17 protein-coding genes are annotated in these 18669 nt (G+C 38.8%); 13 read left to right on the plus strand and 4 right to left on the minus strand.

The genetic code is table 11. The annotated features are described in order from the left end of the window. Window positions 1-47: 47 nt before the first annotated feature. The 4 genes from ACA086_RS02105 to tatA all read right to left on the minus strand — a co-directional run bounded on the left by ACA086_RS02105 (window position 48) and on the right by tatA (window position 4198). A complete protein-coding gene (locus tag ACA086_RS02105) occupies window positions 48-218 on the minus strand; it encodes a DUF6747 family protein (RefSeq protein ID WP_369747900.1) in 171 nt (56 codons plus the stop codon). Between the two features lie 206 nt (window positions 219-424). Then, on the minus strand, window positions 425-595 hold the full coding sequence (locus tag ACA086_RS02110; protein ID WP_369747899.1) for a DUF6747 family protein: 171 nt from the start codon (window positions 593-595) through the stop codon (window positions 425-427). 222 nt (window positions 596-817) lie between these two features. After that, a complete protein-coding gene (locus ACA086_RS02115) occupies window positions 818-3706 on the minus strand; it encodes an OmpA family protein (protein ID WP_371001668.1) in 2889 nt (962 codons plus the stop codon). A gap of 309 nt (window positions 3707-4015) precedes the next feature. Continuing rightward, the gene (gene tatA / locus ACA086_RS02120; RefSeq protein WP_369747897.1) at window positions 4016-4198 is read right to left on the minus strand and encodes a twin-arginine translocase TatA/TatE family subunit; all 183 of its coding nucleotides are present in this window, start codon (window positions 4196-4198) and stop codon (window positions 4016-4018) included. Window positions 4199-4399: 201 nt separating this feature from the next. Between tatA and ACA086_RS02125 the strand changes: the two genes are divergently transcribed. The 13 genes from ACA086_RS02125 to ACA086_RS02185 all read left to right on the plus strand — a co-directional run bounded on the left by ACA086_RS02125 (window position 4400) and on the right by ACA086_RS02185 (window position 18665). After that, window positions 4400-5269: a M23 family metallopeptidase gene (locus ACA086_RS02125; RefSeq protein WP_369747896.1), complete on the plus strand. Its 870-nt coding sequence runs from the start codon at window positions 4400-4402 to the stop codon at window positions 5267-5269. A gap of 5 nt (window positions 5270-5274) precedes the next feature. Then, window positions 5275-6774, plus strand: a complete 1500-nt coding sequence (locus ACA086_RS02130) for a GH3 auxin-responsive promoter family protein (RefSeq protein ID WP_369747895.1) — start codon at window positions 5275-5277, stop codon at window positions 6772-6774. Window positions 6775-6833: 59 nt separating this feature from the next. Then, window positions 6834-8516 (plus strand): hypothetical protein, encoded by a 1683-nt coding sequence (locus ACA086_RS02135; RefSeq protein WP_371001669.1) that lies wholly within the window; start codon window positions 6834-6836, stop codon window positions 8514-8516. 5 nt (window positions 8517-8521) lie between these two features. Beyond that, window positions 8522-9526, plus strand: coding sequence for a hypothetical protein (locus ACA086_RS02140; RefSeq protein ID WP_371001670.1), 1005 nt, complete (start codon window positions 8522-8524; stop codon window positions 9524-9526). Beyond that, window positions 9523-10545, plus strand: coding sequence for a dTDP-glucose 4,6-dehydratase (rfbB, locus tag ACA086_RS02145; RefSeq protein ID WP_371001671.1), 1023 nt, complete (start codon window positions 9523-9525; stop codon window positions 10543-10545). Before ACA086_RS02140 ends, rfbB begins: the two co-directional genes overlap by 4 nt. A gap of 1 nt (window position 10546) precedes the next feature. Next, complete coding sequence (rfbA, locus tag ACA086_RS02150) at window positions 10547-11404, plus strand: glucose-1-phosphate thymidylyltransferase RfbA (RefSeq protein ID WP_371001673.1); 858 nt, start codon at window positions 10547-10549, stop codon at window positions 11402-11404. An 8-nt stretch (window positions 11405-11412) separates the two neighbouring features. Beyond that, a complete protein-coding gene (gene rfbC, locus ACA086_RS02155) occupies window positions 11413-11958 on the plus strand; it encodes a dTDP-4-dehydrorhamnose 3,5-epimerase (RefSeq protein WP_371001674.1) in 546 nt (181 codons plus the stop codon). Beyond that, complete coding sequence (gene rfbD / locus ACA086_RS02160) at window positions 11955-12731, plus strand: dTDP-4-dehydrorhamnose reductase (RefSeq protein ID WP_371001675.1); 777 nt, start codon at window positions 11955-11957, stop codon at window positions 12729-12731. The genes rfbC and rfbD overlap by 4 nt, the downstream gene beginning before the upstream one ends. Window positions 12732-12758: 27 nt before the next feature. Beyond that, window positions 12759-13871, plus strand: a complete 1113-nt coding sequence (gene gmd, locus ACA086_RS02165) for a GDP-mannose 4,6-dehydratase (protein WP_369747888.1) — start codon at window positions 12759-12761, stop codon at window positions 13869-13871. A gap of 4 nt (window positions 13872-13875) precedes the next feature. After that, window positions 13876-14826, plus strand: coding sequence for a GDP-L-fucose synthase family protein (locus tag ACA086_RS02170; RefSeq protein ID WP_371001957.1), 951 nt, complete (start codon window positions 13876-13878; stop codon window positions 14824-14826). A gap of 134 nt (window positions 14827-14960) precedes the next feature. After that, a complete protein-coding gene (asnB, locus tag ACA086_RS02175) occupies window positions 14961-16772 on the plus strand; it encodes an asparagine synthase (glutamine-hydrolyzing) (protein ID WP_369747887.1) in 1812 nt (603 codons plus the stop codon). Between the two features lie 15 nt (window positions 16773-16787). Then, window positions 16788-17228 carry an adenylyltransferase/cytidyltransferase family protein gene (locus ACA086_RS02180; RefSeq protein ID WP_369747886.1) on the plus strand — a complete coding sequence of 147 codons (441 nt, stop codon included), beginning with the start codon at window positions 16788-16790 and terminating at the stop codon, window positions 17226-17228. A 48-nt stretch (window positions 17229-17276) separates the two neighbouring features. After that, complete coding sequence (locus tag ACA086_RS02185) at window positions 17277-18665, plus strand: polysaccharide biosynthesis C-terminal domain-containing protein (protein WP_371001677.1); 1389 nt, start codon at window positions 17277-17279, stop codon at window positions 18663-18665. Window positions 18666-18669 lie beyond the last annotated feature (4 nt).

Below are 18669 nucleotides of genomic sequence, written 5' to 3' on the forward strand. Positions count from 1 at the left end.
GACAAAAAAAAGCGCTTTCAATTTTGAAAGCGCTTTTTTTATTTCCTTTAATCGAAGGCAAAACCGGTTGACAGCCTGAAAATAAAGGCATACATGGTTATAAGCCATAGTGCAAAACAGAACCAGGAAAAAGCCTTAAAATACTTCTTAAGGAACATATTTCTCCAATTCCTGAATGCGTCAATATAAATTTCTTTTACGAGTAAAATTTTCTGCATATCCCTGCCATTTAGTGTTTATCCTAAGGCAAAGATCAAGTTATGAACGGATTCTATTGTAATAAATAGACTAAGGACACATAAATCGGATTACTTAAAAAATCCCACAGCCCGGGCTCTTTTAACAGTATGCTTTGTCCGTTATATGGTAATAAAATAAAAAAACACGATCCATAGACCGTGTTTTTACAAAAGAATTGGGTTGGTTAATCGAAGGCGAAACCTGTAGCTACTCTGAAAATGAAAGCATAAAGGACAATCACTAAACAGGCAAGGCAAAACCAGGTAAAAATCTTAAAGAGGTTTCTTATAAAAAATGACCCCAGATTTTTAAAGGCTTCCAGGTAAATTTCCTTAATGAGTAAAAGGTGTTTCATATGGTGAGGTTTAGGTGAACTATTTTATGGTAATAACTGTGAATACTAAAAGAACGTATTCAGGCAGATCTAATTTGTTGTATACCCGTCAAAAGATGTTGAGAACTAACAAATGGAATGGGGAGAGCTTATAAAAATTTTATTAAAATCAGGTTAGATTATAAAAAAACCACCTGCATTACTGCAAGTGGCTAGTTGGTAGGTTAGTTCTACAGGTATTAATTACATATTTACTATAATAAATTCAGATCGTCTGTTGAGCTGGTGTTGGGCACTAGTACATCGAATACTGCCATCACACCCATTAAGGAGTCGTTCTTCCCCATACCCAATAGCACTTTCAATTCGTTTTGGATCAATTCCCTGGGAAATGATATAATCTCTGGTTGATTTAGCCCTCCTGTCTGAGAGGTATTTGTTGTAGGCGGCTTTACCCCTGCTATCTGTATGAGACTCGATTTTGATCACCATCGTTGGGTTTTCCTTCATTACGGTTACTAATCTGTCTAATTCCTCGCCTGCATCTTTTCTTATATTGTATTTGTCAAAATCGAAATAGATCATATCCAATTTGATCTTTTTGATCCCTTCTTCCATCACGACAAGCTCCTCAAGTCTATCGAGGGTAACTTCAACATTGATGACCTCGTTCTCTTTTGTAGGGACATTCATAACCACTTCGGAATAGCCTTCTTTATTGGTTTTAACTGTATATTTCGTATGGCTGTCAAGATCTTCAAAAACGAAACTACCATCCTTATCTGACACGACTTCTTTCAGTTTAATATTATTCTCATCCAACAGTGTCACAAGGGCTTCTGGCATAACTTCTCCTGTAACCAGGTCAGTAATCACCCCCTCTATAGCGTTGAGGTTGAGTTCCTCCGGCATAAGCTTCGAAAAAGAGTAAATATCATCATCTCCTTTTCCTCCCCGCCTGTTGGAAGCAAAGAAACCTCTCTGGGTAGCCTCATCCACGATATATGAAAAGTCGTCTTTCTTTCCATTGATGGGCTTGCCCATATTCTTTACTTGTTCAAACCCTTCCTCTTCTGAAAAAGCCACTTCGTAGACGTCTAATCCGCCCAGTCCTATGTGTCCGTTAGAAGAAAAGTACAATTTCCTATCGGTAATAAAAGGGAACATTTCCTTGCGCTCTGTGTTGATCTCCGGCCCCAGATTACGGGGTTCTGAAAAGTTTCCGTCCTCATACACATCTACTACAAAAAGATCTGTTTCACCAAGACTGCCGGGACGATCAGAAACAAAGTACAGTTTTTTCCCATCCGGGCTCAGGGCCGGATGGCCCGTTGAAAATTCGTCACTGTTAAAGGGAAGTTCGGTGGCCTCTGTCCAGTTGCCATCTACCTTCCTTGATCTGTAAATTTTTAGATTGTTTACCCCGTTTTTATCTCTTTTTAATTTCTTACCGTAATTATTTCGGGTAAAGTACATGGTGGCATTATCGGGGGAAAAGGCAACAGATGCCTCATGGTATTTGGTGTTGATTTTTTTAGAGAACTTTATAGCGTCTTTCACTTCCTGTGATTCCTTATTTACTTTGGCCACATAAAGATCGAGATAAGGCTGATCATTCCATTTATACCGTCTGGTACTAAAAAATGATGAGTCCATTGCCGAAGCAAAAACAAGCTGGTCCTCATTGTAAAACATAGGGGAAAAATCGGAATATTCAGAATTGGTCGCCACATTGCGTAGTGTATATTCCTGTTCCGTATCTAAGATATTATCCAGCACTTTTTCCTTAGGGGTGGTTCGTGGATCATCTACTGTATATCGCATCCCTTCCTTCTTCACCCGGCGGTCATATATACGCATCAGGCGTTTTGCCCTGGAATATTTTCCAGTACCCTTAAGGCTGTGGGCGTATTTAAAGATATTTTCATTGCTTATCTCATTCTGATATTTAGTGTACAGTATATCATACCAATAATAAGCCCTTTCCATATTGGTGTTGAAATAATGGGAATCACCCGCTTTCTGGATGATTTCATAGGTATAATTTTCTTCGTTGTTGGAAAGGTACTGTTCGTAGAGTTCAGCGGCTTCAGCATACCACATCTTATCAAAATAAGAATCTGCTTTTTGCAACAATTTTGCAGGTGGGTCCTTGGAAACGAATTGTTTCTTTGATTTTAAATTCTTACTGACCGTCTTTTCCGGACCATTGTTGTTGATAACCCGCTGCATAGTTACTTCCATGTTGGAGGAAATTGGCGCCGGAATATGCATTATCCACATCTTGCCCTTGTATTTCCCATCAAGCCGGTTCTGGGCGGCGTTTAATACAGGTTTCCAATCAGCATTACTGGCCAAATAAACGTAGGATAACTTTGTTTCCGGATGAAGTACTGTCTGGGCATTAATTCCCTTTGCCCGCAATGTGCCAACGAATTTCGATACGTTGTTTTGATCCCCAAATACTCCGGCAATTGCATAGTAGCCTCCCTGAAGAGTATTTAATTCTTTAATGGTTCTGGAAGCGATTGAAGATTTTTTAGCTGCCTTGAGAAATAGGTTGTGTGTATTTATTTCGGCAACCTTGTGTGTTGACGGGAATTCATTTTTTAAAGCGGGTGGAGTATTGTTATTTCCCTCCACGTGCAGGATCCACATCTTTTTTTCGTAGGTTTTATCCAGGTAGAATTCGATGGCCTGCTCTCCCGAATTAAAGCGGTTGAGATACACATAATGCATCCCACTTTGAGAATCTTTGTATACCTCGGCGGCGAAATTTGTTTTTCTGAGCGAGTTCGCAAAAGATTGAGCGTTGCTGGAAACCCCAAAGACTCCTGCAACCATGTAATACCCTGAAGCTATGACCGAGTTGGCAGGAATGGATTTCGTGGCGATTTTATGGTACTTTGCTTTATCGGCGAATGCTTCAAAGGCAGAAACCCGGTCTGAATTTATCTCCGGATTAGGAGTTAGTCCATGGGAACTGCCTATGCCAGCTAAAAGCAAGATGATTAATAAGCAAAAATATTTGAATTGCATTTGTGTATTATCCCCTTTACATGCCTTATTCAAAGACAATTTATTCTGGTTTTTGTGAAATTCTTTACGGGATTTGGTAATACCCCATTTCATAACGCCGAATTTATGGGTTCTAATGCTAGAGGATTACTTTTTGTTGTGAAACAGATGTTTTTTGTCGTGTATCTCCATTATATGTGGCTTTAAGAGAAGTAGATCCGATAATTTTGGAGGGATCAGACAATAAAAAAGAATAGAAAGGCAAAACGTAAATGAGGCTGGAAGAAAATTAAAAATATACCTTACAGTATATAATTAAAATAATGAAATTGGTTGATTTTAAAGGAATTACTTCTGGAATATGGAGTATTAAATAAAAAAAGCATCTGTAAGGATGCTTCTTCTATTGTTTGTATTTTAAAACTAGTCTTTTTTCTCCTCTAATTTGTCATCTTCTTTAGAGGCGTCTTTGAATTCTTTAATTCCGCTTCCCAATCCCCGCATTAATTCAGGAATCTTTTTTCCGCCGAATAATAATAGTACCAGGACTACAATAACGGCTATTTGCCAGGGGCCAATGGCCAGAAAAGGTATTGATAAGATCATTGCATTATTTTATAAGGTAAACAAAGGTAGTAAAAATCTTAATAGACTTATTGGATATCAAACGTTAAGATTTTGGTTTAATTGCTTAGCCTTAGCTGTCGGAACGAATTTGGTATGTAAATTATATAAACGATTTCACCTTAAGGCAAATTTATGATTCTTCTGTGCTGATATTCAATTCGAAATGTATCTTTGTGTGCAATGGAGAAAAAAGGTAAAAAACGCAAAGAAATAAAGCGGAAGTTACTTCATAAGTACCGCCTCGTAATCCTTAATGAAAGCACATTTGAAGAAAAAATATCCTTCAAACTGAGTCGGCTTAACGTTTTTATTACGGGTACCTTATTTATCATTGTCCTTATCGGCCTTACAACACTTCTCATTGCCTTTACTCCACTTCGGGAATATATTCCGGGCTATTCTTCAACCCGACTAAAAAAACAAGCGACTGAGCTTACCTATAAAACGGATTCCCTGGTCAATGTCCTTAATTATACTAATCGGTATTTGGAAAATATCAGAATGGTGTTAAGAGGGGATGTTGAAAACAATGAAATGAACAGGGATTCTTTGTTTGAACAGTTTAAAATTGATCCTTCAACGATTGATCTTTCTCCCATAAAGGAAGATTCTATCCTAAGGGCGCAAGTGGCTCTCGAAGATAAATACAATTTGTTTCAAAGAAATATCAGCAGCGGAAACCTCGTCCTGTTCTCACCTGTTTCCGGTGTTGTTTCTGAGGGCTACAATGCCGAAAAGAAACACTTTGCAGTGGATATAGTAGCAGAGAAGGACGCCCCGGTCAAGGCTGTTGCTAATGGCACAGTTATATTTTCAGAATGGACGATCGGGACCGGATATGTAATTATTATGGAGCATGAAGAAGGGTTACTTTCAGTTTATAAACATAATGGATCTCTAAGCAAGGAGCAGGGTGAAATTGTCCGGGCAGGAGAGGTGATTGCCTCCGTAGGAAATACGGGGGAATTGACAACCGGACCCCATTTGCATTTCGAGCTTTGGAATAATGGCAATCCCGTAAATCCTTCAGATTACATAGATTTCAATTAAGGAGCATGTCTTTAAAATCAGTTGCCGCCAGGATTTTCGCCGGAATTATTTTTAAAAGAACCCAAAAATGGGTTGAAAACCCGATAGAGACCCAGAAAAAGGTATTTAATGACCTTCTAAAAGAAGCAAAGAATACGAAGTTCGGATTAGATCACGAATTTAAAACAATCCGAAATCATTCCGACTTTGTACAGAAAGTCCCAATCAGGGATTATGAAGCGCTGAAAGGATATGTACAACAAGTTGTGGACGGGGAAAAAGATATTCTATGGCCCGGAAAACCAGCCTACTTTGCCAAAACAAGCGGAACTACCTCTGGTGCCAAATTTATTCCTATCACCAAAGCCTCCATTGAGCACCAGGTGGAAGCCTCCAGAAATGCCATTCTGAATTATATTCACGAAACAGGTCGCACATCTATAGTAGACGGCAAAATGATCTTTCTGCAGGGAAGTCCGGAACTGTCTGAAAAGAACGGCATTAAATTCGGACGTTTATCAGGGATCTCTGCCCATTATGTGCCTGCTTATCTCCAGAAAAACCGACTTCCAAGCTGGGAGACCAACTGCATAGAAGATTGGGAAACCAAGGTGGATAAAATTGTGGAGGAGACCATGGAGGAAGATATGAGGGTGATTGCCGGGATTCCTTCCTGGGTACAAATGTATTTTGAAAGGTTAAAAGCAGTATCAGGAAAGAAGGTTGGGGATCTCTTTGAGAAGTTCGAACTATTTATCTACGGAGGGGTTAACTATGAACCCTACCGGGCTGCCTTTGAAGAACTTATCGGCAGGAAGGTAGCAAGCATTGAGTTATTTCCTGCAAGCGAAGGCTTTTTTGCCTACCAGGACAGGCAGAATGAAAAAGGGATGCTTCTACTCCTGAATTCCGGGATATTTTACGAGTTTGTAAAGACTGATGAATTTTTTGAGGCCAATCCCAAAAGAATTACAATAGAAGATGTACAACTGGGCGTGAACTACGCCATGGTTATCTCCACAAACGCCGGTCTGTGGGCCTATGACCTTGGAGATACCGTTCAGTTTATTTCGCTAAAGCCTTACAGAATCATTGTATCGGGAAGGATTAAACACTTTATCTCGGCTTTTGGAGAACACGTAATAGCCAAGGAAGTAGAATACGCCATGGAAGAGGCCATTAAAGAAACAGATGCCCAGGTACAAGAATTTTCTGTTGCCCCGCAAATAATCCCTGAAGGAAATGAACTGCCGTATCATGAATGGTTTATTGAGTTTGTAAAAAAGCCATCAGACATGAAAAAGTTTGCAATCTGCCTCGACCGTTCCCTTCAGGAGCAAAACAGTTATTACCTGGATCTTATACAGGGTAAAATTCTTCAGCCATTAAAAATAACGTCCGTAAGAAAGGAAGGATTTAAGGCGTATATGAAATCTGTAGGCAAACTGGGAGGTCAGAATAAAGTTCAACGGCTATCCAACGACAGGAAAGTAGCAGAGGGATTGGAGAAACAAAAGGAAAACTAGAACCTCCTACCCTAAAAATAGGCTTAAATCATCAATATAAAATGTATTTTTGCCTCAGAATGAATAAGATTAAAGACACTACACGCGCCCAGGAATCTACAAATGCCATAGAGCGATTGTATATCACCATGCGGCACCTTTTTAACCGTGGATTTTATAAACCCATGGGCATTTCAGGAGAAACCCTTCGCAATGCATTGCTTCTGCTAAGACCTGAAATATATGGTACTGTTGCAGAGGAAAAAACTGAACTCAGCGGACTTATTTATGTATTAGAGCGATTACCGGAAGGAATTGAACAATGTCGATTTATCAATCTTACTTCGGATGAAGGCTATTCAAAATCTCATTTTAATGCTATAATTCCTCCAAAAAGGAGACGGAACTGCTACAGGATTGACGAGGAGCAAATGAACATTGAGATTACCCGCGGCCGCTCTGACATTTACGATATCCTTACCCACCTCACCTTTCTTTTTATAGAATCGGGCAAGATTTGCAATAAGGTCCTGATTGAAGAGACCCATAAAACGATACGCGACTGGCAAAAACTCTCCGAAGCAGTTAATAAGTCAAAATTAAGTCAGGCCGACAGGGAAGTAGCCCTCATTCATACGGCTAACATTCTGGGGAGGTCATTTGTTGAGACCATGGAAGTGTACCAGAAGCTGGCGACAAAAAAAGACCCAGAGCGATTTTTAAAAATCATATACTGGCTGGGCAAGCTCGCCATTGACGAGGAGACCGGCGGTGAGAAAAGGATCATCACCTTTAGTACTTTATTGAGGGAGCGGTTAGGGCACCATATCCATGGAGAGCAATGGGCCAATCAAATCAAGGATACCTTGCATAAACACGGATTGCTCCAGAGGCCTGTTCACATTATAAGTGCCAATATGCACTCCGTTGCGAACTCTTTGTATGCCAAAAAAGCTTTGCGGAAAGAATTTCCGGGGGAAGGCAAACTAGAGATGTTTCAACAGCTCAGCCTGGATAAAAATACCGCCTTGAGGGAGAAAGTCCTTACTGCTGCCCGTAAAAATGGAATGATTGAGATCAAAGACAAATCGGGGACCAATATTGATGTACAGATCTTTGATATGGCTCGTCTTGGAAAAGATGCCTGTTGTTATGAATTGGATGAAAATATTCCGGAAGCAGAAAAACCTGTTATCTTCGTAATGGACTATGCCTTCGGGGAACAGGCCTATGAGACGATTGATGAATTACTTAAACCCTACAAACGAAAAAAGCAAAAGCCGGCATTTTTAGACGTGGCTTCAATTTCAATCATGGGAAAAGCAGGTATTCTTGAAGGGGGAAAAGGAGATTTAATGATCCCCAAAGCGCATATATTTGAAGGAACGGCAGACAATTATCCCTTTAACAATGAATTCAAAGCTTCTGATTTTCAGGGGAACGGACTAAAAGTTATGGAAGGCACCATGGTGACGGTTTTGGGAACTTCGCTTCAGAACAAAGACATATTGAAGTTCTTTCATGAGTCAACCTGGGGGGTTATCGGTCTGGAAATGGAAGGGGTACACTACCAGAAAGCAATTCAGTCGGCTTCCAAGATCAGGAAAAGCATACGGGATGATGTAAAGGTGAGGTATGCCTACTATGCCTCAGATAATCCACTTGAAACAGGTAGTACCCTGGCTTCAGGGGGCCTGGGAACGACCGGGGTTAAGCCTACGTATTTGATTACAGATAAGATATTGCAACAAATTTTTAAATAACAACTATGGCCAAAGAAATAATTCCAAAAAATAATCAATCCAATGACGAAATTGATTTGGGTCAGCTCTTTGCCTTAATCGGCAAGGGTTTTAACCGAATTTTCAGGGGCTTACTGAGTGTATTCCTGTATTTTAAGAAAAACCTGGTAATACTCATCGTTTTGGCCATAGTTGGTCTGCTTCTGGGGCTTGGTTTGAGAATGATCGTAGGGGAAGAAAAAAAACTCGATGTTATCGTAACACCTAACCTCGACACCAAGAATTACCTCTATAACGTTATAGAGGAATTGCAGGCAGATGTCAAAGCAAAGGACACGGCCTTTTTCAATTCCCTTGGGATGGACATTGAAAAAATGAAGGACTTTGAAATTGAAATTAGTCCTTTAAAAAACAAAAAGACTTCTTCTAATGAAGAAGAAATGCAATTTCTGGAACTTCTTAAGGATTTTGAAAACACAGGTGCAATAACAGGCATTCTAAGAGCAGAACTACAAGACAAAACTACAAGGGATGAGCGCATTACTTTCTTTTTTAAAGAGGATGAAATAGGAGAAGAATACGCCAGGAAGATTATAGATTATATCAATTCCAATCCTTATTACAATGAACTTCTAAAGGTGTATAACGAAAATGCACAAAACAGGATCGGCTTAAATGATTCGTTGATCAGGCAGGTGGATGTGCTGATCAATAATTATACAAATAAAATGCTCAAGGAGCAGGCTACCACAGAGGGTAGATTTGTCCTGGAAAACCAGGAGCCACTTAATATCCCTTCTCTTTTCTCCCTCAAAAACAACCTGATTCAGGATATAGAATCTAAAAGATTGGAATTGGAACAACGACAGGATGCAATTACGGTGGTTAATTTTGGAAAACCTCATAAGGTTCAGAAACCTTTTTTTCAAAAAAATATCACCTTGATCCCACTAGTTTTGATAGGAGTATTCTTTCTATTTTCTTTTTTAAGGTATTTGAATCGAAAAGCGAATGAAATGCAAATTGGATGATGGATGAGCATCTCCATAGGACGGTTTTAGTAACAGGAGGAGCGGGGTTTATCGGCAGCAACTTTATTCATTACTTTTTAAATAAAAATCCTTATTGCACAATTATCAACCTTGACAAGCTCACCTATGCAGGCGATCCTTCTAACTTAAAGGAGATTCGGGATCACGAGCAATATGAATTTGTACAGGGCGATATATGTGACGAACAACTGGTTGAGGAAATCTTTAAAAACCACAACGTATCTTCCGTAATTCATTTCGCTGCAGAGTCGCACGTAGACAATTCCATAGAATCCCCCAATAATTTTATAAAGACTAATATAGAAGGCACTTTTGTACTGCTGGAAGCTGCCAGAAATTACTGGACTAATTCCGGAAGTTCGAATCAGATCAATAGATTTCACCATATTTCTACAGATGAGGTATACGGCAGCTTAGGTGAAGAAGGATACTTCTCTGAAAGAAGTCCCTATGCCCCCAACAGTCCGTACAGCGCCTCAAAAGCTGCATCAGATCTTTTAGTCAGGAGCTACCATGAAACCTATGGGATGGATACCATAATTACAAATTGCTCTAATAATTACGGTCCAAAACAACACGATGAAAAACTCATCCCAACAATTATCAGAAAGGCCATATCAAATGAACCCATTCCCATTTATGGGGACGGGAGCAATATTCGTGACTGGATTTATGTCCTCGATCATTGTAAAGCTTTGGATTTGGCATTTCACAAAGGGAAATCCGGGGAAACATACGTAATAGGCGGAGACAATGAGTGTACGAATTTGTATCTTGCTAACACAGTTTGTGAGCTTTTAGATGAACTCAATCCTAAAGAAAAGGGAAGTTATTTGGATCAGATTTCTTTCGTAAAGGATCGTCCGGGCCACGACTTCAGGTATGCATTAGATAGTTCTAAAATCAAAAATTCACTCGGTTGGAAACCGGAAGAAAATTTTAAAAGCGGACTTGCCGCAACCGTAAAATGGTATTTGTTCAAATACCGAAAGGCATAAAATGAAAGGAATAATTTTAGCAGGAGGATCGGGAACGCGCTTATATCCAATTACCTTGGTTACGAGTAAACAGCTTATGCCGGTTTATGACAAACCCATGATTTACTATCCTCTGGCTACCTTGATGGAAGCCGGCATTAAGGAAATACTGATCATTACCGGTCCGGAAGATGCCCATCTGTTTAAAAGGCTACTGGGAGATGGAACACAGCTAGGATGTAATTTTTCCTATGCAGTACAGAATGAACCCAGGGGGATCGCAGAGGCATTTATTATCGGGGCCGATTTTATAGGATCAGACAAGGTAGCATTGATTCTCGGAGACAATATATTTTACGGAGCTGGATTGGCTGCCTTGCTTCAGCAAAACAACGATCCCCAGGGAGGAATAATCTTCGGATATCATGTTCAGGATCCTCAGCGGTATGGTGTAGTAGAGTTTAACGAGAACGGGAATGCCATTTCAATAGAGGAAAAACCAAAACAACCCAAATCGAATTATGCAATTCCCGGGATCTATTTTTATGATAATGAGGTTATTAATATTGTAAAGGCCATAAAACCAAGCGGGAGGGGAGAACTTGAAATAACGGATATTAACAAAACATATCTTCGGAAGGGAAAACTAAAGGTCAGTATACTAGACAGGGGAACAGCCTGGCTTGATACGGGTACTTTTAGCTCTCTTATGCAGGCCGCTCAGTTTGTTGAGGTGATAGAGGAGCGACAAGGGTTAAAAATTGGTTCAATCGAGGAGATTGCATACAAAATGGGATACATTACTAAAGGGCAACTGAGAAAATTAGCCAAACCCTTATTAAAAAGTGGTTATGGGGAATACTTGATGCAATTAAATTAACACACTCCTTGAAACTGATATCTACCACACTTGAAGATTGCTTTATAATTGAACCCATTATATTCAAGGATAATAGGGGCGAATTTTTTGAGTCATTTAATAAAAGAGACCTGGAGAAAGCTCTTGGGCAGCCTCTTTCTTTTGTCCAGGATAATCACTCTGTCTCCAAGAAAGGAGTACTTCGTGGATTGCATTTTCAGACAGGGCATAGAGCACAGGCTAAATTAGTCCGCGTTCTTAAAGGCGAGGTACTCGATGTGGTCGTAGACCTCCGTAAAGAAAGTCCTTCTTACAAAAATGTTTTTAAAACCATTCTATCCGAAAAAAATAAGCAGATGTTGTTCATTCCGAAGGGCATGGCTCATGGGTTTCTGTCGTTAGAAGACGACACTGTTTTCGTGTATAAATGCGATGAATACTATGATAATCAGTCAGAATCCGGCATCATCTTCAATGACCCAGATCTTAATATAAATTGGGGATTTCCTTCAGATAAGATTGTTTTATCAGAGAAAGACAGAAAACTAGCCCGACTAAAGGACGTAAAACTATGATTCGGGTTTTAGTTACCGGAGCGGACGGGCAATTGGGAACATGCATTCAACATCAGGCATCTGCTTACCCAGACGTGAAAATGTATTACACAAACAGGACAGAACTGGATATTTCAAATGCTGAGTCTTTGTCAACCTATTTCTCAAGACATTCTTTTGATTACTGCATCAACTGCGCAGCTTACACCAGAGTTGATGATGCAGAAAAGGATCCGGAGAAAGCTTTTTCTATAAACGCCGAAGGGGTAAAAAACCTGGCTCAGGCATGTAAATTAAAGGGGGTTATCCTTATTCATATTTCAACAGATTACGTCTTCGATGGCAAGAAAAAAGAAGGTTATTTGCCTTCCGATACACCTAATCCAATCAATGAATATGGAAGATCAAAATTAAAAGGCGAACAGTATATTCAGGAGATCTTAAAGGATTATCTGATTATCCGGACTTCATGGTTATATTCTGAATATGGCACTAATTTTTACAAGACTATTTTGGAGAAAGCCAGGCAAGGGCATGACCTCAGGGTCACAGATGCACAAATAGGTTGCCCAACCAATGCCAACAATCTTGCAGTCTTCATCTTGGATTTAATTAACAGCTCGGAAATCAGGTATGGAGTTATTCACTTTACAGACAAAAAAGCGATGACCTGGCATGAATTTGCCAAAATGATTTTAAAAGAGAATGAACTGGATTCGAAAGTAAAGGTTGTCAGAGATAAGAATTATAGTACTTTTGCGCGTAGACCAAAGTATAGTATCTTAATATCTTGATTAACTACTCAATTTTAGTATCATAGTATGAAAACTGCATTCATAACAGGTGTTACAGGGCAGGATGGCGCCTATCTAAGTGAATTTCTCCTTAAAAAAGGTTATCAGGTCCACGGACTTAAAAGGAGGGCTTCCCTATTTAATACTGATAGGATTGATCATTTATATCAAGATCCTCACGTGCAAAATCGTAATTATTTCCTTCATTATGGAGATATGACAGATAGTACTAATTTAATTCGATTGGTTCAAGAAATTCAGCCAGATGAAATATATAATTTGGCAGCTATGAGTCATGTGGCTGTATCATTTGAAGTGCCAGAGTACACTGGAAATGCAGATGGTTTAGGAACACTCAGAATATTAGATGCCGTGCGTTTACTTGGTTTGGAAAAGAAAACAAGGATATATCAGGCCTCAACCTCCGAATTATATGGTAAAGTACAGGAAGTACCTCAAACGGAAACTACTCCCTTTTATCCCAGAAGCCCCTATGCAGTTGCCAAAATGTATGCTTATTGGATAACAGTAAATTACAGAGAAGCATACAATATGTTTGCTTGCAATGGAATTCTTTTTAATCATGAATCTCCTATTAGGGGAGAAACGTTTGTAACGAGAAAGATTACTAGAGCAACTGCAAGGATAGCCTTGGGGCTTCAAGACAAGTTTTATTTGGGGAATCTTAATGCACAAAGGGACTGGGGACATGCTAAAGATTATGTGCGTATGATGTGGATGATTCTTCAGGCAGAAGAGCCAGAAGACTGGGTCATCGCAACAGGTAAGACCACCACCGTTCGTGATTTCGTAAAAATGAGTTTTTCAGAAGTGGGAATTGAATTGGAATTTAAAGGTGAGGGGGTCAATGAAAAGGGATTTGTAAAAGCCTCTAATAATCCCCAATATAAACTTCCTATCGGCAAAGAAATTCTCAATGTAGATCCAAAATATTTTAGGCCCACAGAGGTTGACTTGCTTATTGGAGATGCTTCCAAGGCTAATAACAAGTTGGGATGGGTTCCTAAATATGATTTGCAGGATCTGGTCTCAGATATGATTATAAATGATCTGAAGTTGATGAAAAAGGAACAATTTCTGAAAGAAGGAGGATACAAAATCATGAACTATTTTGAATAAATACGTGAACAAAAAATCAAAAATCTATGTGGCAGGCCATAATGGCATGGTTGGATCGGCCGTTTGGAGAGCACTTGAAGGCAATGGATATACAAACCTGATAGGAAGATCGAGCAAAGAGCTGGATTTAAGGAATCAACAGGATGTTCAGGATTTTTTCAAGTCGGAAAAACCCGCTGTGGTAATAGATGCGGCCGCCAGAGTTGGGGGGATTCTTGCAAATGATCAATATCCTTACCCATTTCTGATGGAGAATCTTCAAATCCAGAATAATTTGATTGACACCTCCCTCCAGGAGGAAGTTGAAAAATTTGTTTTTCTGGGCAGCTCTTGCATTTACCCCAGGTTAGCGGAACAACCATTAAAAGAAGAGTATCTATTAACAGGATCTCTTGAACCGACTAACCAATGGTATGCCATTGCTAAAATTACAGGAGTCAAAGCATGTGAAGCTATAAGAAAGCAGCACAAAAAGGGCTTTGTTAGCCTGATGCCTACAAATTTGTATGGGCCATATGACAATTTTGATTTAAAAACATCCCATGTATTACCCGCCATGTTGCGCAAGTTTCACGAAGCAAAGCTAAATGGAAACACTCCGGTGAAATTATGGGGCTCCGGCAAACCTTTGAGAGAATTCTTGCATGTTGATGACTTGGCTCGTGCAGTCGTTTTCTCTGTCGAGAATGAATTATCCGAAACGCTATATAATGTAGGAACCGGAACGGATTTGGCTATTCGCGATTTGGCAGAATTGATACAAAAAATTACAGGTCATCAAGGCACTATAGAGTGGGATTCTGAAAAACCCGATGGAACGCCTCGCAAATTGATGGATGTAAGCAAAATGAAGGAAGAAGGATGGAGTGCAAGTATTACTCTTGAGAAGGGAATAGAATCAACTTATGAATGGTTTTTGAAAAATCAAAAATCCTACAAAAGCGTTAAAATTTGACTCTTCGAAAAGAAAAACAGCTCTTGTTTCACCACAGCTTTACAGGAGTTAAAGGTAGGGATGGAAAACGGGTGATAAATATCTTTATTATTTGAAACAAAATCTAGTATAAAGCATTACCAACGTATTATTATATGTGTGGAATTACAGGGATTTATTTAAAAAACAATGATCCATTGATATCGAATCGTATCCAGAAGATGACGGACTCGATAGAGCATAGAGGTCCAGATGCTGACGGTATATACGTGGATGGAAAAATCGCCTTAGGTCATCGTCGTTTGAGTATTATTGACACCAGGGATATTGCGAATCAACCAATGACTTCAGCAAATGAAGAGTGGGTTTTGATTTTTAACGGAGAGATATACAATTTTCAAGAGATCCAAAAAGACCTATCATACTCTTTTAAGACAACCTCAGATACTGAGGTAATATTAGCTGCGGTTAGCGAGAAAGGGATCGACTGGTTCTTAAATCGGGCTAATGGAATGTTCTCAATTGCTTTGTATAATAAAGCCACTGGCAATCTATACCTAGTGAGGGACCGTATGGGTATTAAACCACTGTATTATTATAGTAGTAAAGATAAAATTGTATTTGCATCAGAGATAAAAGCGATATTATCCAGTGGTTTGGTTGATGCCAGCTTTAATGAAGCTGCAGTTGACGAATACCTTGCTAATCGTTATGTAAGGCATCCATATACTTTTTTTAAAGATATTTTTCAGGTTAAACCTGGCTCTTACGTCGTAATTAAGCCCAATTTACGACCAGAATCAATTTGCTTCTGGGAATTGCCGGAGGAATTTAATGTAGCTTCTGAATATAATGAAGAAGAGATTGCAAACAGGTTTGAAGAGGAATTGATCAAAGCAATTAAATATCGATTAATTGCCGATGTTCCTTTGGGTACATATCTAAGCGGAGGGGTCGATTCTAGTTTGATTACAGCAATTACTGCCCTTAATAAAAAAGAGACTGTAAACACTTACACCATTGGATTTAAAGAGCTCAACGAGTTTGAGTATGCCCGAATGATTGCTGATCAGTATAAGACATGCCACCATGAAATACTGATGGAGAAGGAAGATTATATGAAGCAATGGGACCGTTTAATTTCATTTAAGGATTCACCATTAGGAGTACCCAATGAAATACCATTGGCTATAATGTCCTCAAAATTGAAGGAAAAGATTACGGTAGTGCTATCAGGGGAAGGTGCAGATGAGCTACTTGGGGGATACGGCAGGATCTTCAGGCTGCCTTTTGATTGCGGAGATATTGATTCAAAATCGTTTTATGAACGATTCATTTCCTACTACGAATACGTGCCTAGAAAAATGAGAGACGACTTAATCAACACTCCAACAGACTATAGAACGGAGTTTGATCGTCTGCTGCAAGATCAGTTTCAAGGCAGATCCAATGAAGAAAATGTATTTAGGTTTTTTCACAATTATCACGTAAAAGGACTTCTTCGAAGGGTTGATATGACAACTATGCAAACTGCTGTGGAAGGAAGGGTGCCATTTTTGGATCATAACTTGATCGAATTCTCCTATAAACATGTTCCTTATGATTTAAAATTGAGATGGAAAAATGATAGCGCGAGACAATTGGCTATAAATCAAAAAGCAAATCAGTATAGTGAAGTGCTAGATATCCCGAAATATTTACTTAGGAAGCTTTCATATAAGTATTTACCTAAAGAAGTTATTGAAAGAAAAAAAGTGGGCTTTCCTGTACCTTTAACCCATTGGTTTGAAAACCTCGAGGAGATAGCAAGAGAAAAGCTTAAAGACTCCTCCTGGTTGAAACCCGGAGTTATTGATGATCTTATTGACCAGAGTAAAACAGAAAGCAGAGCCGGTCAGATTCTTTGGATGTTTATTAACATAGAAATTTTCAGGGAGAAGTATTTTACTAAGAACTGGAGATGGTAATTTTAATTGTAGTGTATGTATAAGAGAGGCGATGAAAAAATAATGATAGGATATACCTCAGGCGTTTATGACTTATTCCATATAGGTCACTTAAATTTATTGAAAAATGCCAAGGGTTTATGCGACAAATTAATCGTGGGAGTAACTAGTGATGAACTGGTCTCTTACAAAAAGAAAAAGGCAGTAATACCCCATCTTGAGCGCATGGAGATTGTTAGAAATATCAAATACGTAGATGCGGTAGTTCCACAAAATGACATGGATAAATTTACCATGTGGGAAAGACTAAAGTTCGATATAATGTTTGTAGGAGACGATTGGTTTAAAACCGATAAATGGGAAGAATTAGACCAGAAATTCAAAGAGGTTGGCGTGAAAATCGTCTATTTTCCTTACACCAAAGGAACTTCCTCAACTCTAATCAATGAGACTCTAAAAAAACTGAGGCATCCCTGAAATTTAGTACAATACTATCGGAAATTCAATTAGCTGCTAAATACATCGGTGAAAATAGAAAAGAAATATCTAAATCTTACAAGCTCCCTGATTTTCAAGGTATTTCTAAACATCTTTATTGTTTTTTATATCGCCAAGAAAGTTAGTGTCAGTGAATTTGGCAGCTTTACCATCGCCTTTATTTTTTCCGCTATTACTATATTGTTTTTAGACTACGGATTCAATCTTAGGAGTCTGATTTTATCTGGTTCCAAAGAAGGAAATATAGCTGCGGAACTTTGGAGCATGCTTTATTCTAAAGTCCTCCTGGTCCTGCTTCTACTTCCAATGGGTATGTTATTCTATTTTATTAGTCCGTATGATGCCTTAACGGATGAGCTTATTTATGTCCTGGTCATTTCCGCAATACCGAATTCATTTGGGAATTATTTCTTAAATGCTTTTAAGATCAACAATAATTATGCCTTGGAAGCAAGGGGGTATGCTATTCAGTTTTTCACTCTTATTATTGTGCTTATTGCATTTGAATATTCAATGGAAACAACTGTTTTCCACTATGCAATAGGACTACTGATTGCAAGAGTTTGTTATTTTTTGTACGGCATTGGAGTTTTTACCAAAATGTTTCCAAGGGCCATAGGATGGAATTTCAATCGATCTATAAGCTCCGTAAGAACTGCTACTTCGTTCGCCGTCCATATGATTTTAAGCGCTTTGATAATTCACATCGACACCTTTATTCTCTCAGTGCTTTCCGACCTCGAACAAGTAGGCATTTATCAAGCAGGGATGAGAATTGTAATGGCATCGATGCTCATTGCAGTAATAATAAGCGACGCCTTTATTCCTGAGATTTCCAAGCTAATCAATCAAAAAGGCGAAGCCCATAAAAGGCTCATTAAACTCTTTAATTTTATCTCTTTATTCGCTCTGCTGACCGTTATAACCTTATATTTCTACAAGACAACACTAATAACTTTATTGTTTTCTGAAGAATACCTTGTTTTAGAGAATTCGATTTTTATCATTTTGGCGATCATCGCATTGCGCTATTTTGGTATCGTCCCCGGAATCATTTTAACTTCGTTTGGGCAACAAAGAATAAGAGCAATAGCAGTAGTGGCTTCTATCCTTGTGAGTATAATTCTCAATCTGATTCTCATCCCTCGCTACGGGATAATAGGAGCATTTACAGCTAGCTTATTTGCTCATATTATACTAAATCTTCTTTACCTGGTATTTAGTTCGCGAACAGTCTCATTCTATTCGAAATTCTCCTATAAATTAATTATTGGAGCTTCCACTATATGCTTTCTGGCTCAAATCTTTTTTTTCAAGGATAGCCTAGTTTATTTAATTGCCACAATATTTATGAATACCTTGCTTATTGGATTCTTTTTTTTGAACCAAAAGTCAAAATTTAAAATTTTGTTGTGATACT

This window comes from Muriicola sp. E247 (genome assembly GCF_041358175.1).
Classification (GTDB): Bacteria; Bacteroidota; Bacteroidia; order Flavobacteriales; family Flavobacteriaceae; genus Muriicola.

Excerpts from the sequence above, each read along its gene's own strand:
- ACA086_RS02130 (WP_369747895.1), top strand. The coding sequence starts at position 5,275 with ATGTCTTTAAAATCAGTTGCCGCCAGGATTTTCGCCGGAATTATTTTT.
- rfbD (WP_371001675.1), top strand. The coding sequence starts at position 11,955 with ATGATTCGGGTTTTAGTTACCGGAGCGGACGGGCAATTGGGAACATGC.
- rfbA (WP_371001673.1), top strand. The coding sequence starts at position 10,547 with ATGAAAGGAATAATTTTAGCAGGAGGATCGGGAACGCGCTTATATCCA.
- tatA (WP_369747897.1), bottom strand. The coding sequence starts at position 4,198 with ATGATCTTATCAATACCTTTTCTGGCCATTGGCCCCTGGCAAATAGCC.
- ACA086_RS02115 (WP_371001668.1), bottom strand. The coding sequence starts at position 3,706 with ATGAAATGGGGTATTACCAAATCCCGTAAAGAATTTCACAAAAACCAG.
- ACA086_RS02125 (WP_369747896.1), top strand. The coding sequence starts at position 4,400 with ATGGAGAAAAAAGGTAAAAAACGCAAAGAAATAAAGCGGAAGTTACTT.
- asnB (WP_369747887.1), top strand. The coding sequence starts at position 14,961 with ATGTGTGGAATTACAGGGATTTATTTAAAAAACAATGATCCATTGATA.
- ACA086_RS02140 (WP_371001670.1), top strand. The coding sequence starts at position 8,522 with ATGGCCAAAGAAATAATTCCAAAAAATAATCAATCCAATGACGAAATT.
- ACA086_RS02105 (WP_369747900.1), bottom strand. The coding sequence starts at position 218 with ATGCAGAAAATTTTACTCGTAAAAGAAATTTATATTGACGCATTCAGG.
- ACA086_RS02180 (WP_369747886.1), top strand. The coding sequence starts at position 16,788 with ATGTATAAGAGAGGCGATGAAAAAATAATGATAGGATATACCTCAGGC.
- ACA086_RS02110 (WP_369747899.1), bottom strand. The coding sequence starts at position 595 with ATGAAACACCTTTTACTCATTAAGGAAATTTACCTGGAAGCCTTTAAA.
- rfbB (WP_371001671.1), top strand. The coding sequence starts at position 9,523 with ATGATGGATGAGCATCTCCATAGGACGGTTTTAGTAACAGGAGGAGCG.
- ACA086_RS02135 (WP_371001669.1), top strand. The coding sequence starts at position 6,834 with ATGAATAAGATTAAAGACACTACACGCGCCCAGGAATCTACAAATGCC.
- gmd (WP_369747888.1), top strand. The coding sequence starts at position 12,759 with ATGAAAACTGCATTCATAACAGGTGTTACAGGGCAGGATGGCGCCTAT.